This window comes from Gorillibacterium terrae (assembly GCF_051594785.1).
In the GTDB taxonomy this organism is placed as follows: Bacteria; Bacillota; Bacilli; order Paenibacillales; family NBRC-103111; genus Gorillibacterium.
In genome coordinates this window covers 1,001,072-1,016,864 of record NZ_JBPPGI010000001.1, presented here as the reverse complement: position 1 = coordinate 1,016,864, position 15,793 = coordinate 1,001,072, and the positions used below count along the sequence as shown (strand labels likewise).

The following is a 15,793-nucleotide window of genomic DNA, read 5'->3' as shown; positions in this document are numbered from 1 at the left end:
GCATCGCTGCCCTGTTCTTCGGGCGCGATGCCGCTTTTTTTCGGTGAAGTGGGCCAGGCTCTTCCGTTCCGCACTCGGCGTTCACGGATCGGAGAACTTAGCATGATATTCCGCCAAGGTATCCGCTAACCGGGTTTCGCTTCGTTCTCCGCTATCTGTTGAAGCACATGCCGAAAAAGCTGCGGTTGAATCCCGGGATAGGTCAACGCTTCAGGTATGGTATCTTCCAATTGGATTTCACCGATTTCGCTTTCCGCCGGCAATGGCCCCAGCTCCGTAACGACCGCATGAAACAACGCACCGAACGATTCCGCGCCCAGATCCCGTACGACGGAGTACAAGCTGACAGGCCAAAGCCGGAACGTCGCGGCCCCCGTTTCCTCCCTCAGCTCTCTTGCGGCGGTTTCCTCAATCCCTTCCCCATCTTCGCGCTTGCCTCCCGGTATCTCCCACGTGTCCCTCTTCTTATGGCGAACGAACAGCCACTTTCCCTGCAACTCCGCCGCGATGACGGCAAAGCTCAACCTGGACTCGTCCACCGCCTCCCAAGGGTAAAAGCGAATCTCCATATCTCCCATCCTTTCCCGACGAAACCTAGCGGTTACTCTCGGGTCATCACGGCTACAACTTTCACAAGTATACATCCCTGTACGCCGAGTATAATCGCTTTTTCGGAAATGCCTTCGGCTGCATGCAATCCTTATCCTCAGCGACCTCCTTGTCCGCTCCAGCCCGCCGTGCGAAGCAGCGGCAGGAAGATATCGTCGACGATCTCCCGAATCGTCTCGGGCGACACCGCTTTGTTTTCCAGGAAAAGCTCATGGCGCACCAGATCGACCGGCACCGACATCATCCGCGCCGTCAGACGGTCCAGGCTCAGTTCTCCCCGCGCTGCCGCATAGCCGAGAATGGTCTTGATCGTATGATGGGTCCGGCCCTTTGGAAAAAGGACGCCGGACAGCGGCCGGTCGCCGAATTCCACCATCAGCCCGCGGATGGTGTCCGTTCCGATCCGGTCCACGTTGCGGTTCATATTATCGAGCGCAGCGATGATATCGCCGCGTAAGCTCCCCGTGTTGGGGATTTCCTCAACCGGAGTCGGAACGCGCGATTGAATCGCGGCGAGCACCAGCTCGGCCTTATTGGAATAACGCCGATAGAGCACCGGCTTGCTCGTATTCGCCCGGGCCGCTACGCTCTCCATCGTCAAGCGGGAGTACCCGACGGCCGCCAACTCATCCCAGGTCGCCGCATGAATGGCGGCTTCCAGGTGAACCCCCCTTCGCCGGGTTTCGTTCCTGTTCTCGTTTCGGGTCGAATCGTTCATGATCATCCTCCGCATAAAAAACGTTGCGTTTCTTATTCAGTTATTCTATCATTAGCTGCAAATAAGAAACATTAGGTATCTTAATTCATTGGGTAAGGAGTGATTCATCATGAACCAACCCCATGCGAAAATGGAACTCGCTCCGTCCATGAGCCCGGCGCTCATGCGAATGGCAGCTGCACTTCTCATCGGAACGCTCGCTCCGCTCTTCGACACGACCATCACCAATGTCGCCATCCATACGCTCGGCGAGGCGCTCCATGCCTCGGTATCGGGTATTCAATGGGTGATGACCAGTTACCTGCTCGCGCTCGGAATGGTCATCCCGATCACCGGATGGGCCATGGAACGGTTCGGCGGAAAACGGATGTGGATGGCGGCCCTGACCACTTTCCTGGCCGGCTCTGTGCTGTGCAGTTTGGCCTGGAATCTCGGCAGTCTGATCGCCTTCCGGGCCATCCAAGGAATCGGCGGCGGGCTCATGCTGCCGGTGATGCAGACCATGCTCATCCGCGCCGCCGGCTCTCAGAAGCTCGGGAAGCTGATGGCAATGATCGGCTTACCCACCTTGCTCGGGCCGATCCTCGGCCCCGTGCTCGGCGGACTCATCGTCGACAGGCTGGACTGGCGCTGGATTTTCTACGTGAATATCCCGATCTGTCTGGTTGCACTCGCGCTCGCCTGGCGGTGGCTGCCGAGGGAATCGCCCCGGGAACGGAGCGGCCGTCTGGATTTCATCGGCTTGCTGCTGCTTTCTCCTGCCCTCGTGCTCATCATCTACGGTTTAGCTCAAGTTGGCTCGCATCACGGCTTCGGCCACTCCGCCGTGCTCGTTCCGCTGCTTGGCGGAGTTGCCCTGCTGGCCGTTTTTATCGGCTATGCCCTCCGGACATCCGGCACGCCGGTCATCGATCTTAGGCTGTTCCGAATTGGATCGTTTACGGCATCCTCCGTGCTGTTTTTCCTATCCGGCCTCTCCACCTACGGTGGCATGCTGCTGCTGCCGATGTATTACCAGCAAGTGCGCGGCGAGGGCATTCTCGCTTCCGGTCTGCTGCTCGTCCCCCAGGGTATCGGTATGCTGCTGACCCGGACGCTTGCGGGAAAGCTCACCGACCAGATCGGTCCCCGGCCCGTCGTCATCGGCGGTTTGCTGCTTACAGCGCTTGGCACGCTGCCGTTCACCCAAGCCGGCGCCGCTTCGAGCCTGTTCGCGCTCGGCGCCGCTCTCGTTGTCCGGGGAGCCGGATTGGGAGCCGTTTTCCTCCCGGTGATGGCCGCTTCTTACCAGGGGCTGAGCTCGGAGCAAATCGCCCATTCCAGCAGCGCTACACGGATCATCCAGCAGGTAGGCGGGGCATTCGGAGCGTCCGTGCTCGCGGTTATCCTGGAAAACCGGCTCACCGGACCGATAACCCCCCTGACCCTCGCCCATGCCTACGACCATACTTTCCTGTGGTCGCTCGGTTTCACGGTGGTGGGGCTGATTCCCGCCGCTTTGCTGCCGGCGCTGAAGCGCTCCCCAAGCCATATCGCCTAAGCGCCGCTTAGTTCAAGCCCTGCACGAAGCGTTCGACTTCCCTTGCGTATTTCGCCGGCTCTTCATCGGGAATCATATGCCCCGACTGGGCAAAATCAACAAATTGGACGCGGGAGAGGGACTGCCCGTACTTGTCCCTGGTTTCGACCGAGATATCCGACGGGATGGCGGCCTCTCCGGACGTTCCGGCGAAAACCGTCACCGGAAGCTGCAATTCGGTGAGACGGGAGCTAAACTCGACCTCTGCCGCCTCCCTCTTCAAGCCTTCCAAGGCGTCCCGGCGCATGAAATTCAAGATCGGCACTTCCCGGTAGACGAGCTCGCTCCAAAATTCAACGGCTTGCTCCGTCACTCTTCGATGAATCGGGGGCTGATCGACCAAAAGCAGCCCCCTCATGTTCTTCTGATCCCGGAGCGTCCAACCGAGCGCGTAGGCTCCTCCGCGGGAAAAGCCCAGCACCGCATACTTAACGAGCCCGCAGTGCTCGACCACCGTTTGGATATCGGACAAATGACCGTCCAGGTCGTACCCCGATGCGGGAGTCGAGCTTAACCCCCGGCCGCGAAGGCTGAAGGCCACCGCATGGCCATCCAAGGCGGACAGGAGCGGAATGGCCCGCTCGGCCGGTTCCCAAAGCCCGCCGATGATCAGCAGAGACGGCCTGCCCGGTTCGGGGACTCCGTTTTCCAGCACATGCAAAGCGACCGTTCCATTATGGACAAAATAACTCTTCATTTTGTTCTTCCCCCTTATCCTCAAAAAACGAACCGGTCCGAATGGTCCGCCCGGATTGAAGTTTCGCTCACTGAATTCGTGAATGTGCCACTTTATTCCTGCCAGGAGCCCCAACCGATTCGGATGCGAATGGCCGACCCGCTTAAATGAATGCGAAAAGAGACGGCTTGCGCCGTCTCTTCCGCTTGTAGTGGGTTCTCAGGGGCTCGAACCCTGGACCGATTGATTAAGAGTCAATTGCTCTACCAACTGAGCTAAGAACCCACATATGAACTTGTTTGGTGGAGCCTAGGGGGATCGAACCCCTGACCTCATCGCTGCCAGCGATGCGCTCTCCCAGCTGAGCTAAGGCCCCTCATTGATCCGCCTCGGCAAAAGCGATTTTCTTTCGCCGACAATTAAAGAGTTTACAGGATCGCATCGGATTTTGCAAGTCTTTTTTTCTATCTATCAATCAGCAGTTTCTTCAGCCATTCCAAATCATGCTTCACCGCCTTGCCCCGCATGGTCCAAGATCAGTTGGATGGGGACCTGCTTGTCCTCGGATCGGAAGCCATTTTGGAGGTGATGCCTTCCTCTATCTGCTTGGCTTGGTCCTCCGGCAGCTTCATCGTCTGAAGAACGCCTTGAATGCTGCACTCGTCGGTAAAAAAAGAAAAGAACGGCACGAATGCCGTTCTTTTCTTGCTTGTAGTGGGTTCTCAGGGGCTCGAACCCTGGACCGATTGATTAAGAGTCAATTGCTCTACCAACTGAGCTAAGAACCCACATGAACTTGTTTGGTGGAGCCTAGGGGGATCGAACCCCTGACCTCATCGCTGCCAGCGATGCGCTCTCCCAGCTGAGCTAAGGCCCCTTGATTCCCGCGGCGACTTAACAACCGTTTCTGTCGACCACAAGAATTGATTATACAGGACAGGTTCAAAAAGCACAAGCTTTTTTTCAAAAAAACAGTGCAGGTTGCGGTGGAACCGGATCGCCCCATTCTGCACATTTCCCCCATGGGCCGCAGAATGCGAGTGTTCCGATTCTGCGGCCAGGCACCGGCGGTGCTTATTCCTTGTCCGGAACAGAGCCGCTCTGATTCTTGAGCAGGAGCGCGGACAGCTCCTTCATGAACACCGTAATGTCCTTGAACTGGCGGTAGACGGAGGCAAACCGGACGAACGCCACCTCGTCCACCGGATACAGTTCATCCATCAGCAGCTCGCCGATCTCCCGGCTCTCCACTTCGGAAAGGGCGGTTTCGCGAATTTTCCGCTCGACCTCGGAGACGATGGCCTCCATCTGCTCCACCGAGACCGGCCGCTTCTCGCAAGCCCGCATGAGGCCCCGCAGGATCTTGTCGCGGCTGAACTCTTCGCGGCTTCCGTCCTTCTTGACGACCATCAGCGGCGTTTCTTCGACCATTTCAAAGGTCGTAAACCGGCGCAGGCAGCTTTCGCATTCGCGGCGGCGGCGGATCGATTTGTTCTCGTTGGCGGCGCGGGAATCCAGGACTTTGGTTCCCACGTGATCGCAATAAGGGCATTTCATTCAAGGGCACCTTCCCTCGCGGAGTAATAGGCTGTGAAAAAACAAGCTTTCAGGCCCTGCTTGCGATTCGCCCCGGTGGGTTTAATTGCCATCCCCTTCCGGTCTCCTTGCTGAATGAACTCTTCCCTGCGGCACATAATACAGGTACCAACTGACAAGGAGGTGACACACATGGGAGCAGGACAATCTCGCAGCAGCAACGTTCTGGTTGTTCCCCAAGCCAATCAGGCTTTGGATCAACTGAAGTATGAAGTTGCCCAGGAGCTTGGCATTCAGATTCCGCAGGACGGTTACTATGGCTACATGGCATCCCGCGATACGGGTGCAATCGGAGGCCATATCACCCGCCGTCTGGTCGAAATCGCCGAGCAGCAACTGGCCGGCAAATAATGATTCATTCTTAAGCTAGACGAGAACGGAGGCGTCGGACAGGCCGAAAGCTTGTCCGGCGCTTCTTTTCTTTGGTCAGCGGTAAACCTGGCTATACTTGGTATAATAATAATCCACCGATTTGACGTACTTCCGGGTCTCTCCGATGGGAATGCGGTCGGCGTCCGCCAGCGTCCCGTCCCAGCTTTTGTCCTCCAACCAGCGCGAAACCTTGCCGTGTCCGGCATTGTAAGCCGCAGCGACCGCATCCCGGTTGCCGTCGAAGCGCTCATTCAGATAATTCAGGTAACGGGCCCCCAGTTGGATGTTCGTCGACGGCTCCGTCAGGTCGCGGTTGCGGTAGGAGGCGAGCGAGCTGTCCCGGTCGATCAGCCATTTCGCCGTATCCGGCATGAGCTGCATGATTCCGAGGGCCCCTTTATGCGATTCTGACTTCGTCCGGTAATTGCTCTCCACCCGAATGATCGCGGCGATGAAGAGCGGGTCGACCTGATTGGCTGCGGCGGCAAGCTCGATTTCATCGCGGTAATGAATCGGGTACAGAAGGCGTCCGATCCAAGTATTATTGTAAAAAAGCAGCAGGATCATCGCAAGAAAAAGCAGCGCGGCCACGCGTTTTTTTCGGATCAGCTTCATGATAGCCCCTTGCTCCGCCAGAATTCCTCGACCTGCAGCTCCGTCTGCTTCAAGCTTCCGTCATTGCGGATCACGATATCGGCGCGTTCGGCCTTCTCGGAGACGGGCATTTGAGCCTGAATCCGCTGCAGGGCTTCCTCCCGGGTCAACCCGTTGCGGTTCATGAGACGCTGCAATTGGACCTCGGGCGACGCATAGACCACCATGACTTGCTCGAACATCCCTTCCATGCCCGCTTCATACAAAAGGGGAACGTCCGCGACCAGCAGCTTGTCCGGCCGACGGACGGCATGCTCGTTCATCCGCTTCCGGATCTCGCCGATCACCAACGGATGCAGAATCGAGTCGAGCACCTTTCTCTCCTCCGGCTCGGCAAAAATACGTTCGCCCAGCCTCTTGCGGTCAAGGGTACCGTCCGGCAGCAGCATGTCCCGGCCAAAGTGCCGGATAATCGAGGCGAGCCCGGGACTGCCCGGACCCGCAGCGGACCGGGCGATGACGTCGGCGTCGATGAGCTCAGCCCCGCGGCCGGCCAGCATGGCCGCCACGGCACTCTTGCCGCAAGCAATCCCTCCGGTAAGGCCGATATTCAAGAGCGGTTCCCTCCTTACAGCATCTTCAGAATCCCCATGAGGATCAATATCACGCCCGGCATGGCGGACAGCCGCCGGACCCAGCCGAGGTCGGAAAAGCGAAATCCCGCCTTCAGTCCGCAGGCGATGAACAAGCCGCTTGAGCAGGCGATGAAGGCCGCCGTGACGAGCGGCGGGTACCCGATCAGCGCGGCGCCGATTCCCGCGCCGAAAGCGTCGAACGACAGAGCGATGCCGAGCAGTCCGGCTTCCGAGGCCGAAATGACGCCGGAGCGGTCCATATCGGCGGCGGACGGGGTTCGCATAATTTGAATCACGATGCCCATCCGCTTCCATTCCCAGGTAAACAGCGGTTTAGGCTCTCCTTCCGCTTCCGGCGGATTCTCCGGGTTTGCCGTCGCGTGTTTCCCGTCCGGGCGATTCGGTTCGTCTTTTTGCAGGCTCACCTGAATTACGGTCCAGACGCCGATCGCGATCAGGATCAATGCCCCGATATCCTTCGCGGCGGCGACCGGGATGAAGCGAAGCAGCCATACGCCCAGCTTCATCGACGCCAGAATCACGACGGCGGAGCAGAGGGATATGATCGCGAGCGACATCAGCGGAATTCGAATCTTGCGCAGGCCGTACATGGCTCCGACGCCGAAGCCGTCTAGGCTTACGGCGAAAGCCAGGATCAACAGGGACAGGATCGGCGGCATCACGTTGCCCTCCCATGCCGGCGGGAGGCCGGCAGATTAACCGCAGACGGCGGTCAATCTCAACATATGGCAGGGCGCTCGGAATCGTGCCGTTTACTTTGGGCACTCTCTCGCGGGCGAGCGGCATCAGGTCGGCCGTCTCAGCGGGCCCGCTGGGTCGGGCCGGGTTGGGACAGCGTCTGGCAGTTGGGGCAGTAATGGGTTCCCCGGCCGCCGAGCCGCGTCTTCTCGATGAGGTGGCCGCAGGTTTGGCACGGCTTGCCGGTCTGTCCGTAGGCGAGCAGCCGCTGCTGGAACATCCCCATCTCGCCTTGTCCGTTGACATAGGATTTGATGGAAGTGCCTCCGGCGTCTACGGCTTCCTGCAGGACGAAGCGGATCGCTTCATGCAGCTTCTCCCACTCCCCGGCCGACAGCGAATTAGCCGGCCTCTCGGGATGGAGACCGGCGCGGTGAAGCGATTCGTCCACATAGATGTTGCCGAGCCCGGCAATCGCTTCCTGATTCAGCAAAAGCGGCTTGAGCTTGGTCGACTTCGTTCCGATCCGCTGCTCGAGCAGAGCCGCCGTGAAGGAAGGATCAAGCGGCTCCAGACCCAGTTTATGCAGGGGCGGCAGGTTCAATTCTTCTCCCGTGCGGAAGATGTCCATCGTGCCGAATTGGCGGACATCGCGGTAGCGAAGCTCGGTTCCGTCCGTCAGGTGGAAGATGACGTGAGTATGCTTTTCCACCGGCTCGTCCGCCCGGTACACGCCGTAACGGCCTTCCATCCTGAGGTGGGAGATCAGCGTCAGGCCGTCCAACCGGAACAGAATGAACTTGGCTCTGCGTTCGATCCGCTGAATGGTTTGTCCGGACAGAGCCGCAGCAAAAGCCTCGGGCTCGGCGGGACGGCGAATGATCCGGGGAAGCAGGACGCTTACCCGGTCTATGGTTTTACCGGCGACTAGCCGGTTTAAGGTTCGAACGACGGTTTCCACTTCGGGAAGCTCCGGCATGGCCATGTTCCTCTCTTGCGCTAAAGGTATTGCCCCGCTCCGCCCCTCCGGTTGAGGAGGAGACGGACGGGACTCTCTTAAGCATACCGCATCCGAGGAAAGGTGACCACCGGTTTGCTTCCGTTTCCGCCGTTTTCCTTGCTTTCGGTCGGCAGAGACGAATTACTTGGCCTCGTACCAATCGGCTCCCGATTCCACCTCGACCTTGAGCGGAACGTCGAGAGCAAGCGCGCCTTCCATCACATCCGGAACGAGGCGCTCCAATCGCTCGACCTCGTCCTCCGGAACCTCAAAGACCAATTCGTCATGCACCTGGAGCAGCATGCGGGTCTTCAGCTTCTCTTCCTGCAGCCGCTCCGCCATCTGCACCATCGCCAGCTTGATAATGTCGGCGGCCGTCCCCTGGATCGGGGTATTCATCGCCGTTCGTTCCGCGAAAGACCGCAGGTTGTAATTGGAGGCGTTGATCTCCGGCAGGTAGCGGCGCCGGTTCAACAATGTCGTCACATAGCCGTCGCGGCGGGCGCTGGCCACGATCTCGTCCATGTACTTGCGGACTCCCTGGAAAATATCGAAGTACCGCTCGATAAACCGGGCGGCGTCGGCCCGGGAAATGTCCAGATTCTGCGACAGGCCGTAATCGCTGATGCCGTAGACGATGCCGAAATTGACCGCCTTGGCGGAACGCCGCATGTTGCGGTCCACCTGATCGGCGGAAACGCCGAACACGTCCATCGCCGTCCGGGTGTGAATGTCCATATCGTGATGGAAGGCGTCGATCAGCCGTTCGTCCTGGGAGATATGCGCCAGCACCCGGAGCTCGATCTGCGAATAGTCCGCCGAGAGGATTCGCCAGCCCGGCTCGGACGGGACGAACGCCTTGCGGATCTTGCGCCCCTCTTCGAGCCGGATGGGAATATTCTGCAGGTTCGGATACTGGCTGCTGAGCCGGCCCGTGGCCGTAATCGTCTGCCGGTAAAAGGTGTGGATCTTGCCGGTGGAAGGACGAACCTCCTTCAGGAGCCCTTCGATGTAAGTGGACTGCAGCTTGGACAGCGACCGGTAATCGAGGATATGGGCGACGATTTCATGCCGGCTGCGCAGGCGCTCCAGCACCTCCACGTCGGTGGAGGGGCCGGTCTTCGTCTTCTTGATGACCGGCAGGCCGAGCTTGGTGAAGAGAATCTCGCCGAGCTGCTTGGGCGAGTTGAGGTTGAACTCCGTATCGGCATGGCGGTAGATGTCGGCGATGAGCACGTCGATCCGTTCCTTGAGCTCGTCGCCGATCTCCTTCAGCACATCCGGAGCGATCTTCATCCCGGTCAGCTCCATATCGGCCAAGACGCCCGCGAGCGGCAGCTCCAGGTCGAAGAAGAGCCCGGACATCCCCTTCTCCTCCAGCTCCTTCTTCTGGAGGGCAGCCACGGCCGAGATGGCGGCGGTCTTGGCGGTGAGGTGCGCGCTCAGGACATCCTGAGCGGGAACCTTGAACTTGGCGCCTTTGCCGAAGACCTCGGCATCGTCCGCCATGGCGGCAAGCCCGAGCTTCTCCTGCATGGCGGGAAGGGTCAGCGTCGAATCGGTCGGATCGAGCAGGTAAGCGGCCAATGCCACGTCGAACGAGCAGCCGTCGAGCGGCACGCCCCGCCAGGCCAGAACCACCTTGGCCCGGTGGATGTCGCAGACGGTCTTCGGCACGGCCGGATCGGCCAGCCAGGCCCGAATCGGCTCCGCCTCGGGTGAGGCAAGCAGCTCCGGCTCCAGGAAGTAGCCGGTCTCGCCGCTTCCGAAGGCGAGTCCGATGAGCTCGGCGGTATGCGGGTTATCCCCGGCCGCCTCGACATGCAGAGCCTCGACGCCGGCGAGACCGCTCTTCGCAAACTCGGCCAGGTTCCCGGCCGTGAGAACGACCGTCTCCAGCGTCGGAGCGGCCGGTGCCGGAGCGGCGGCTCCCTCCGCGCCGTCCGCCGATGCTCCGGTCGAACCGGCGGAGAAATCCAGCTTGTCCAAGAGCGATTTAAATTCCAACTTGCGGAACAGCGACGCAAGCGCCGGCCCGTCGAAGCCCTCGAACCGCTTGTCCTCCCACGAAATGTCCATCGGCACCTCGCGGAAGATCGTCGCGAGCTCCTTGCTCATGCGCGCGTCGTCGGCGTGGGCCCGCACCTTTTCCCCCAGCTTGCCCTTGATCGCATCGGCGTGCTCCAACACCTCTTCCACCGTGGGATGCTCGGCCAAGAGCTTGAGGGCGGTCTTCTCCCCGACACCCGGAATGCCCGGAATGTTGTCGGACGAATCGCCCATGAGGCCCTTCAGATCGCGGATCTGGTCGGGAACGAGGTCGTAAACCTCCTTGATGTGCGCCGGATTGAACCGTTCCGTCTCGCTGATGCCTTTGCGGGTGAGGGCAATCGTAACCTGCTCGGATGCAAGCTGGAGCATGTCCTTGTCGCCGGAGACGATCACGACCTCCATGCCCGCTTCCTCGCCGACGCGGCTCATCGTGCCGATGATGTCGTCCGCCTCATAGCCCTCCAGCTCGAACTGGGCGATGCCGAACGCCTTCACCAGCTCTTTGATCAAAGGGTACTGCTCGGACAGCTCGGGCGGCGTCTTGGCCCGGCCTCCCTTGTACTCCTGGTAGCCCGCATGGCGGAAAGTAATCTTACCCGCGTCGAAGGCGACGAGGAAATGGGTCGGCTGCTCTTCTTCGATCAGCCGCAGGAGCATGGTCGTGAAGCCGTAAGCCGCGTTTGTATGTAAACCGGATGAGTTGCTCAGGAGGGGAAGCGCGTAGAACGCCCGGCTGGCGATGCTGTTCCCGTCGATCAATACGAGTTTGTCCATGACACACCTCTTCGTTTACAGGTTCTAGAGCCATCATAGCATAACGGCTTCGCCGGATAAAAGAATTCCGCGATGCATATTCATGAGGCATAAGCGAATTCGGAGGGGGAGCGGCATGAGCCTGGAAGCCTGGAAGCGGACCGGCCGGAAGAAGGCGGTCTGTTTCGATCTGAATCGGACGCTGCTCGATGTGGACGGCGCCTTCGACGACGCCTGTCGGACCGAGCTGGAAGACGCGGCGGGGCGCTGGGCGGACGACGCCGGGGCGCTGGCGCTGGAGGCGCTCCGCCGCTATCGCCGCGAGCTCAAACGCCGCAGCCCGCCAGGGGGCAGCGCCGGAAGGAAGGCACTCCGGGAAGCCGCTCTCGCCAAGGCGCTGGAGGGCTTGCCCTTCAGCCGCAGTCCCGCCTTGATTCGCCGTCTGGACGACGCCATCCGCGACCGGCAGGCCGGGCATCCGAAGCTGTTTCCCGGAACCCGGGAAGCCCTGGCCGAGATCGTCCGAACGCATCAAGTCGCCCTCATCAGCAACGGGAGCCGCCAGGCGATCCTGCGGCGGGTAACGGCGGCGGACTTAACGGAATTCTTCCCGCCGGACCGGGTGTTCACCGCTCCGCCCGGAAGCCGCGGCAAGCCCGCGCCGGAGCCGTTCGTCCGGGCGCTCGCCGCTCTCCGGGTTCGGCCCGGCGAGGCGCTTATGGTCGGCGATTCCCGGACCAAGGACGCCGCGGGAGCTCTCGGTGTCGGCATGGACGCCTGCCTGCTTCGGCCGGGCAGCGGCCGAGCGCCGACGGCCGTCCGGCAGGCCAAGGGCTGGCTGCTCGAGGCGGCGAGCTTGCAGCAGGTCGCCGAGCTGCTGCGGTAGCTTGGAGCGACGCAGCGCCAAAGCGCTGAGCGGCGGCTCAACTGCCCGCATGTTGATCGCCGTGCCGCTGCGATGACTCGGCGACCGAACCGACTTGCACGGCTCCTATTCCGCATCCGTGGGCATGACGAAGCCCCGGCCGCCGGCTTAACGCCGATGGTCGGGGCTATTGGTCCGGGGAGCCCGTCGCCGAGCTCCGCTCCACTACACGTTCAGGTCCTTGCGCTTGCCCGTCACCATGTAGATGACGCCCTCGCCGATGTTCGTGGTATGGTCCGCCACCCGCTCGATGTAATGCGAGACCAGCATCAGATGGGTCAACTGCCGGTTGACCCGCAGATCGCTGCCCATCATGCCGGTCAGCTCGGTCAGCACCTTGCTGTAGAGGCTATCGACCTGGTCGTCCTTCTCGGCGAGCGCCGCCGCCCGTTGAATGTCGTGCTCCGTGTACGAACGGATGGATTCCCGCAGCATGTCGATCGCCAGCTCCGCCATGTAAGGAATGTCGACGAGCGGCTTGACCAGCGCATCGCCGGCCATGCGCAGCGTGACCTTGGCGATGTCCACCGCATGGTCGGCGATGCGCTCCATGTCGACGGCGATCTTCATCGCCATGCCGATGATGCGCAGGTCGCTCGCCAGCGGCTGCTGGAGCGCGATCAGCTTCAGGCTGCGCTCCTCGATCTTCATCAGCATCGCGTCAATCGTGTCGTCCATCTCGACGATATCCCGCGCCAGCTTGGCATCTACCTGCTTCAGCGATTCCACCGACTGGCGGATTTGCTCCTCCACCAGCCTGCCCATCGCGAGCAGCTCCAGTTGGAGCTCATCGAGCGACTGGTGATAGCTTGATCTCGTATCCATCCGCGATCCTCCTTAACCGAACCGTCCGGTAATGTAATCCTCCGTGCGCTTGTCGCTCGGGGTCTGGAACATCTTTTCCGTATTGCTCGCTTCCACAAGATACCCGTTCAGGAAGAACGCGGTGGTGTCCGAGATGCGCGCCGCCTGCTGCATGTTGTGGGTGACGATGATGATCGTATACTGCTCCTTGAGCTGGCCGGTCAGTTCCTCCACCTTCAAGGTCGAGATCGGGTCCAGCGCCGAGGTCGGTTCGTCCATCAGCAGCACGTCGGGCTCGACGGCGAGGAGCCGGGCGATGCACAGCCGCTGCTGCTGCCCGCCGGACAGGCCCAGCGCCGATTTGTTCAGGCGGTCCTTGGCCTCCTCCCAGAGGGCGGCCTGGCGCAGACTGCGCTCGACGATCTCATCCAGCACGGCCTTCTTCTTGACACCATGGATGCGCGGGCCGTACGCGATGTTGTCGTAGATGGACATCGGGAACGGGTTCGGCCGCTGAAAGACCATGCCGACGCGCTTGCGCAGCGAAACCACATCCGTGTCGGGGGAATAGATATCCTCGCCTTCCACCAGCACCCTGCCCGTGATGCGGACACTCTCGATCAGGTCGTTCATCCGGTTCAGGGTGCGCAGGAAGGTGGACTTGCCGCAGCCGGACGGCCCGATGAGCGCGGTGATCGAATTCGCCTCAATGCCGAGCTTGATATCGAACAGCGCTTGGTTGTCGCCGTAAAACAAGTTCAAGCCTTCCACCTGAATCTTACTCGCTTCAGCCATGAATTATTTCCCTCCGGTCAATCTTTTTTGAACGATCCGGCCCGGAATGGCGATGGCCAGATTGAAGATCAGCACGATCAGAACGAGCAACGCCGAGCTGCCCTGGGCGATTTGGGCCGCGTCCGGGGCGAGCGACGAGCTGCCGGAATACCACAGGTGAACCGCCAGCGTCGATCCCATTTCCTTGAGCCCAAAATCGGGGAAGTGGCGCGAAGCCGCGGTGCCCGCCGTGTAGATCAGCACCGCCGTCTCGCCCAAAGCGCGTCCGGCGACGAGCGTGATCCCGGTGATGAGCCCCGGCAGCGCCGAGGGTAGCAGCACCTTGCGAATTGCCTGCCAGCGGCTGGAGCCGAGCGCAAGCGACGCTTCCCAGTAGGAGCCGGGCACGGTGCGCAGCGTTTCCTCGGTCACCCGGACCAGGACGGGCAGGTTCAAGAGCGACAGCGTCGCCGCCCCGCTGACGATGGAGATTTTCCAGCCGAACCAGCTGACGAAGAGCAGCGCCCCGAACAAGCCGAAGACGATGGACGGAACGGACGCGAGCGCTTCGACGGACAGCCGAATGAGATTGGTGAAGCGGGTTTTGCGGGCGTAGACCGCCAGATAGATGCCCGCGCCGATTCCGATCGGCAGCGAGATCACGAGCGACAGGAACAAGATATAGAAGGAGTTGAACAGCATCGGGCCGACGCCCCCTCCGGCCGAGACCTCCGAGGGACGCCCGGTGATGAATTTCCAGGAGAGCTGAGGCAGGCCCTTGCCGAGAATGTCATAGAGAAACCAGCCGAGAATGCCGATGATGACGATGCCGGCGACCCAGAAATACAGCGTCGCAATGCGGTCCGCCAGCCGGGAACGGGTCTTCTTCATTTCCCTTCACTCCTTCCCGCCACGAACCGGATGAGCAGAATCAGCACAAGCGACAGCAGCAGCAAGACCAGCGCCATCAGGTAGAGGGCATTGTTCCAGGTCGTATTGAAAAAGGTATTCGCCATATCCTTGACGATCGCCGTGGTCAAGACGGTGGTGGAATCGAGCAGCGACTTCGGAACGACCGGCGCGTTGCCGATGACCATGAACACGGCCATCGTCTCACCGATCGCCCGGCCCATGCCGAGAATGACGCCGGTCAGGATGCCGGGGCGGGCGGCGGGCAGCAGCACCCGCCAGATCGTCTGCCAGCGGGTGGCGCCGAGCGCGAGCGACGCTTCCTGGAGCGGGCCGGGAAGCGAGCGAAGCGCATCCTCGGAGACCGACAGAATCGTCGGCAGGATCATGACGGCCAGCACGATGGCGGCCGGGAGAATGCCGTAGCCGGCGCTGCTGGAGCCGTGGAAGACGCGGCCGAGGAACGGCACGATGACGGTAAGTCCGATCAGGCCGTAGACGACCGACGGGATACCGACGAACAGATCGGCCGCCGGGCGCATGATTTCGCGCATCCAGCGCGGCGCGATCTTCGCCATGAAGACGGCGCCCGACAAGGCGAGCGGAACGGCGAGCAGGATGGACAGCCCGGCCAGGAGAAGCGTGCTGTACAGGAACGGCAGCGCCCCGAACGAGGGCGAATCGGCCGACGGGCTCCACTTGCTGCTGAAGAAAAATTCGGCGACGGACACATCGCGAAACGTCTTGCTGCCCTGAAAGCCGACGAAGAGGATGATGGAAAAGATCACGACGGAAACGAGAATCGCGCTCCCGGTGAACAGGACGCGCATGAGGCGGTCGCGGTTTGCCTGCCGCTTGGACCAGGCCGTGCCCCGCTCTCCTCCGCTTCGCTCCGCTTGACGGCCGTGCCGCTCCGTAATAACGGACATTTGAAAACCTCCACTACAAGGATAGACGCTTAATGGGTTCTAGCTGCCTCTTTATCATAGAAAACAAGTGTTAATAGAGAAGCAATCCTTTGTTAACTCGGTGTAAACATTAAGCCCTTGTAAAGACGGCGGGAGCTCGCGGCAGAGTTTAAAAAAAGAGCCTCTGGTC

At 60.8% G+C, this 15,793-nt stretch carries 16 protein-coding genes and 4 tRNA genes; 3 read left to right on the top strand and 17 right to left on the bottom strand.

Annotated features, from left to right (window positions below; genetic code table 11):
* Positions 1-125: 125 nt before the first annotated feature.
* Complete coding sequence (locus tag ACSEXS_RS04320; protein ID WP_438431943.1) at positions 126-569, bottom strand: NUDIX hydrolase; 444 nt, start codon at positions 567-569, stop codon at positions 126-128.
* Between the two features lie 137 nt (positions 570-706).
* Complete coding sequence (locus ACSEXS_RS04315) at positions 707-1,327, bottom strand: TetR/AcrR family transcriptional regulator (protein ID WP_438431942.1); 621 nt, start codon at positions 1,325-1,327, stop codon at positions 707-709.
* 109 nt (positions 1,328-1,436) lie between these two features.
* Here ACSEXS_RS04315 and ACSEXS_RS04310 point away from each other — a divergent pair, with 109 nt between their 5' ends.
* The gene (locus ACSEXS_RS04310) at positions 1,437-2,867 is read left to right on the top strand and encodes an MDR family MFS transporter (protein WP_438431941.1); all 1,431 of its coding nucleotides are present in this window, start codon (positions 1,437-1,439) and stop codon (positions 2,865-2,867) included.
* Between the two features lie 7 nt (positions 2,868-2,874).
* Here ACSEXS_RS04310 and ACSEXS_RS04305 read toward each other — a convergent pair whose 3' ends face one another.
* The 6 genes from ACSEXS_RS04305 to nrdR all read right to left on the bottom strand — a co-directional run bounded on the left by ACSEXS_RS04305 (position 2,875) and on the right by nrdR (position 5,139).
* The gene (locus ACSEXS_RS04305; RefSeq protein ID WP_438431940.1) at positions 2,875-3,603 is read right to left on the bottom strand and encodes an alpha/beta fold hydrolase; all 729 of its coding nucleotides are present in this window, start codon (positions 3,601-3,603) and stop codon (positions 2,875-2,877) included.
* A 191-nt stretch (positions 3,604-3,794) separates the two neighbouring features.
* A tRNA-Lys gene (locus ACSEXS_RS04300) sits at positions 3,795-3,867 on the bottom strand.
* 15 nt (positions 3,868-3,882) lie between these two features.
* A tRNA-Ala gene (locus tag ACSEXS_RS04295) sits at positions 3,883-3,958 on the bottom strand.
* A gap of 339 nt (positions 3,959-4,297) precedes the next feature.
* Positions 4,298-4,370 (bottom strand) — tRNA-Lys (locus tag ACSEXS_RS04290).
* 13 nt (positions 4,371-4,383) lie between these two features.
* Positions 4,384-4,459 (bottom strand) — tRNA-Ala (locus ACSEXS_RS04285).
* A gap of 197 nt (positions 4,460-4,656) precedes the next feature.
* The gene (nrdR, locus tag ACSEXS_RS04280) at positions 4,657-5,139 is read right to left on the bottom strand and encodes a transcriptional regulator NrdR (protein ID WP_438431939.1); all 483 of its coding nucleotides are present in this window, start codon (positions 5,137-5,139) and stop codon (positions 4,657-4,659) included.
* A 171-nt stretch (positions 5,140-5,310) separates the two neighbouring features.
* Here nrdR and ACSEXS_RS04275 point away from each other — a divergent pair, with 171 nt between their 5' ends.
* On the top strand, positions 5,311-5,529 hold the full coding sequence (locus tag ACSEXS_RS04275) for an alpha/beta-type small acid-soluble spore protein (protein WP_058303411.1): 219 nt from the start codon (positions 5,311-5,313) through the stop codon (positions 5,527-5,529).
* Between the two features lie 75 nt (positions 5,530-5,604).
* Here ACSEXS_RS04275 and ACSEXS_RS04270 read toward each other — a convergent pair whose 3' ends face one another.
* The 5 genes from ACSEXS_RS04270 to polA all read right to left on the bottom strand — a co-directional run bounded on the left by ACSEXS_RS04270 (position 5,605) and on the right by polA (position 11,304).
* Positions 5,605-6,165 (bottom strand): lytic transglycosylase domain-containing protein, encoded by a 561-nt coding sequence (locus ACSEXS_RS04270; protein WP_438431938.1) that lies wholly within the window; start codon positions 6,163-6,165, stop codon positions 5,605-5,607.
* Positions 6,162-6,758, bottom strand: coding sequence for a dephospho-CoA kinase (coaE, locus tag ACSEXS_RS04265; protein WP_438431937.1), 597 nt, complete (start codon positions 6,756-6,758; stop codon positions 6,162-6,164). The genes ACSEXS_RS04270 and coaE overlap by 4 nt, the downstream gene beginning before the upstream one ends.
* A 14-nt stretch (positions 6,759-6,772) precedes the next feature.
* The gene (gene ytaF / locus ACSEXS_RS04260; RefSeq protein ID WP_438433081.1) at positions 6,773-7,459 is read right to left on the bottom strand and encodes a sporulation membrane protein YtaF; all 687 of its coding nucleotides are present in this window, start codon (positions 7,457-7,459) and stop codon (positions 6,773-6,775) included.
* 140 nt (positions 7,460-7,599) lie between these two features.
* Positions 7,600-8,457: a DNA-formamidopyrimidine glycosylase gene (mutM, locus tag ACSEXS_RS04255; protein WP_438433080.1), complete on the bottom strand. Its 858-nt coding sequence runs from the start codon at positions 8,455-8,457 to the stop codon at positions 7,600-7,602.
* Between the two features lie 162 nt (positions 8,458-8,619).
* Entirely contained in the window at positions 8,620-11,304 is a 2,685-nt protein-coding gene (gene polA, locus ACSEXS_RS04250) for a DNA polymerase I (protein WP_438431936.1), read from the bottom strand.
* A 115-nt stretch (positions 11,305-11,419) separates the two neighbouring features.
* Here polA and ACSEXS_RS04245 point away from each other — a divergent pair, with 115 nt between their 5' ends.
* On the top strand, positions 11,420-12,169 hold the full coding sequence (locus ACSEXS_RS04245; protein ID WP_438431935.1) for an HAD family hydrolase: 750 nt from the start codon (positions 11,420-11,422) through the stop codon (positions 12,167-12,169).
* Between the two features lie 204 nt (positions 12,170-12,373).
* Here the strand turns inward: ACSEXS_RS04245 and phoU are convergent, their stop codons facing one another.
* Genes phoU through pstC form a run of 4 tightly spaced genes read right to left on the bottom strand, consistent with a single transcriptional unit; the run spans position 12,374 to position 15,525 of the window.
* Positions 12,374-13,033 (bottom strand): phosphate signaling complex protein PhoU, encoded by a 660-nt coding sequence (gene phoU, locus ACSEXS_RS04240; RefSeq protein ID WP_438431934.1) that lies wholly within the window; start codon positions 13,031-13,033, stop codon positions 12,374-12,376.
* Between the two features lie 12 nt (positions 13,034-13,045).
* The gene (pstB, locus tag ACSEXS_RS04235) at positions 13,046-13,807 is read right to left on the bottom strand and encodes a phosphate ABC transporter ATP-binding protein PstB (protein WP_438431933.1); all 762 of its coding nucleotides are present in this window, start codon (positions 13,805-13,807) and stop codon (positions 13,046-13,048) included.
* A gap of 3 nt (positions 13,808-13,810) precedes the next feature.
* Positions 13,811-14,677, bottom strand: a complete 867-nt coding sequence (gene pstA, locus ACSEXS_RS04230) for a phosphate ABC transporter permease PstA (RefSeq protein WP_438431932.1) — start codon at positions 14,675-14,677, stop codon at positions 13,811-13,813.
* A complete protein-coding gene (gene pstC, locus ACSEXS_RS04225) occupies positions 14,674-15,525 on the bottom strand; it encodes a phosphate ABC transporter permease subunit PstC (protein WP_438433079.1) in 852 nt (283 codons plus the stop codon). The genes pstA and pstC overlap by 4 nt, the downstream gene beginning before the upstream one ends.
* Positions 15,526-15,793: the final 268 nt, after the last annotated feature.

Coding starts and splice junctions, on each gene's coding strand:
- ACSEXS_RS04320 (WP_438431943.1), bottom strand. CDS start 569: ATGGAGATTCGCTTTTACCCTTGGGAGGCGGTGGACGAGTCCAGGTTG.
- ACSEXS_RS04315 (WP_438431942.1), bottom strand. CDS start 1,327: ATGAACGATTCGACCCGAAACGAGAACAGGAACGAAACCCGGCGAAGG.
- ACSEXS_RS04310 (WP_438431941.1), top strand. CDS start 1,437: ATGAACCAACCCCATGCGAAAATGGAACTCGCTCCGTCCATGAGCCCG.
- ACSEXS_RS04305 (WP_438431940.1), bottom strand. CDS start 3,603: ATGAAGAGTTATTTTGTCCATAATGGAACGGTCGCTTTGCATGTGCTG.
- nrdR (WP_438431939.1), bottom strand. CDS start 5,139: ATGAAATGCCCTTATTGCGATCACGTGGGAACCAAAGTCCTGGATTCC.
- ACSEXS_RS04275 (WP_058303411.1), top strand. CDS start 5,311: ATGGGAGCAGGACAATCTCGCAGCAGCAACGTTCTGGTTGTTCCCCAA.
- ACSEXS_RS04270 (WP_438431938.1), bottom strand. CDS start 6,165: ATGAAGCTGATCCGAAAAAAACGCGTGGCCGCGCTGCTTTTTCTTGCG.
- ytaF (WP_438433081.1), bottom strand. CDS start 7,459: ATGCCGCCGATCCTGTCCCTGTTGATCCTGGCTTTCGCCGTAAGCCTA.
- mutM (WP_438433080.1), bottom strand. CDS start 8,457: ATGCCGGAGCTTCCCGAAGTGGAAACCGTCGTTCGAACCTTAAACCGG.
- polA (WP_438431936.1), bottom strand. CDS start 11,304: ATGGACAAACTCGTATTGATCGACGGGAACAGCATCGCCAGCCGGGCG.
- ACSEXS_RS04245 (WP_438431935.1), top strand. CDS start 11,420: ATGAGCCTGGAAGCCTGGAAGCGGACCGGCCGGAAGAAGGCGGTCTGT.
- phoU (WP_438431934.1), bottom strand. CDS start 13,033: ATGGATACGAGATCAAGCTATCACCAGTCGCTCGATGAGCTCCAACTG.
- pstB (WP_438431933.1), bottom strand. CDS start 13,807: ATGGCTGAAGCGAGTAAGATTCAGGTGGAAGGCTTGAACTTGTTTTAC.
- pstA (WP_438431932.1), bottom strand. CDS start 14,677: ATGAAGAAGACCCGTTCCCGGCTGGCGGACCGCATTGCGACGCTGTAT.
- pstC (WP_438433079.1), bottom strand. CDS start 15,525: ATGCGCGTCCTGTTCACCGGGAGCGCGATTCTCGTTTCCGTCGTGATC.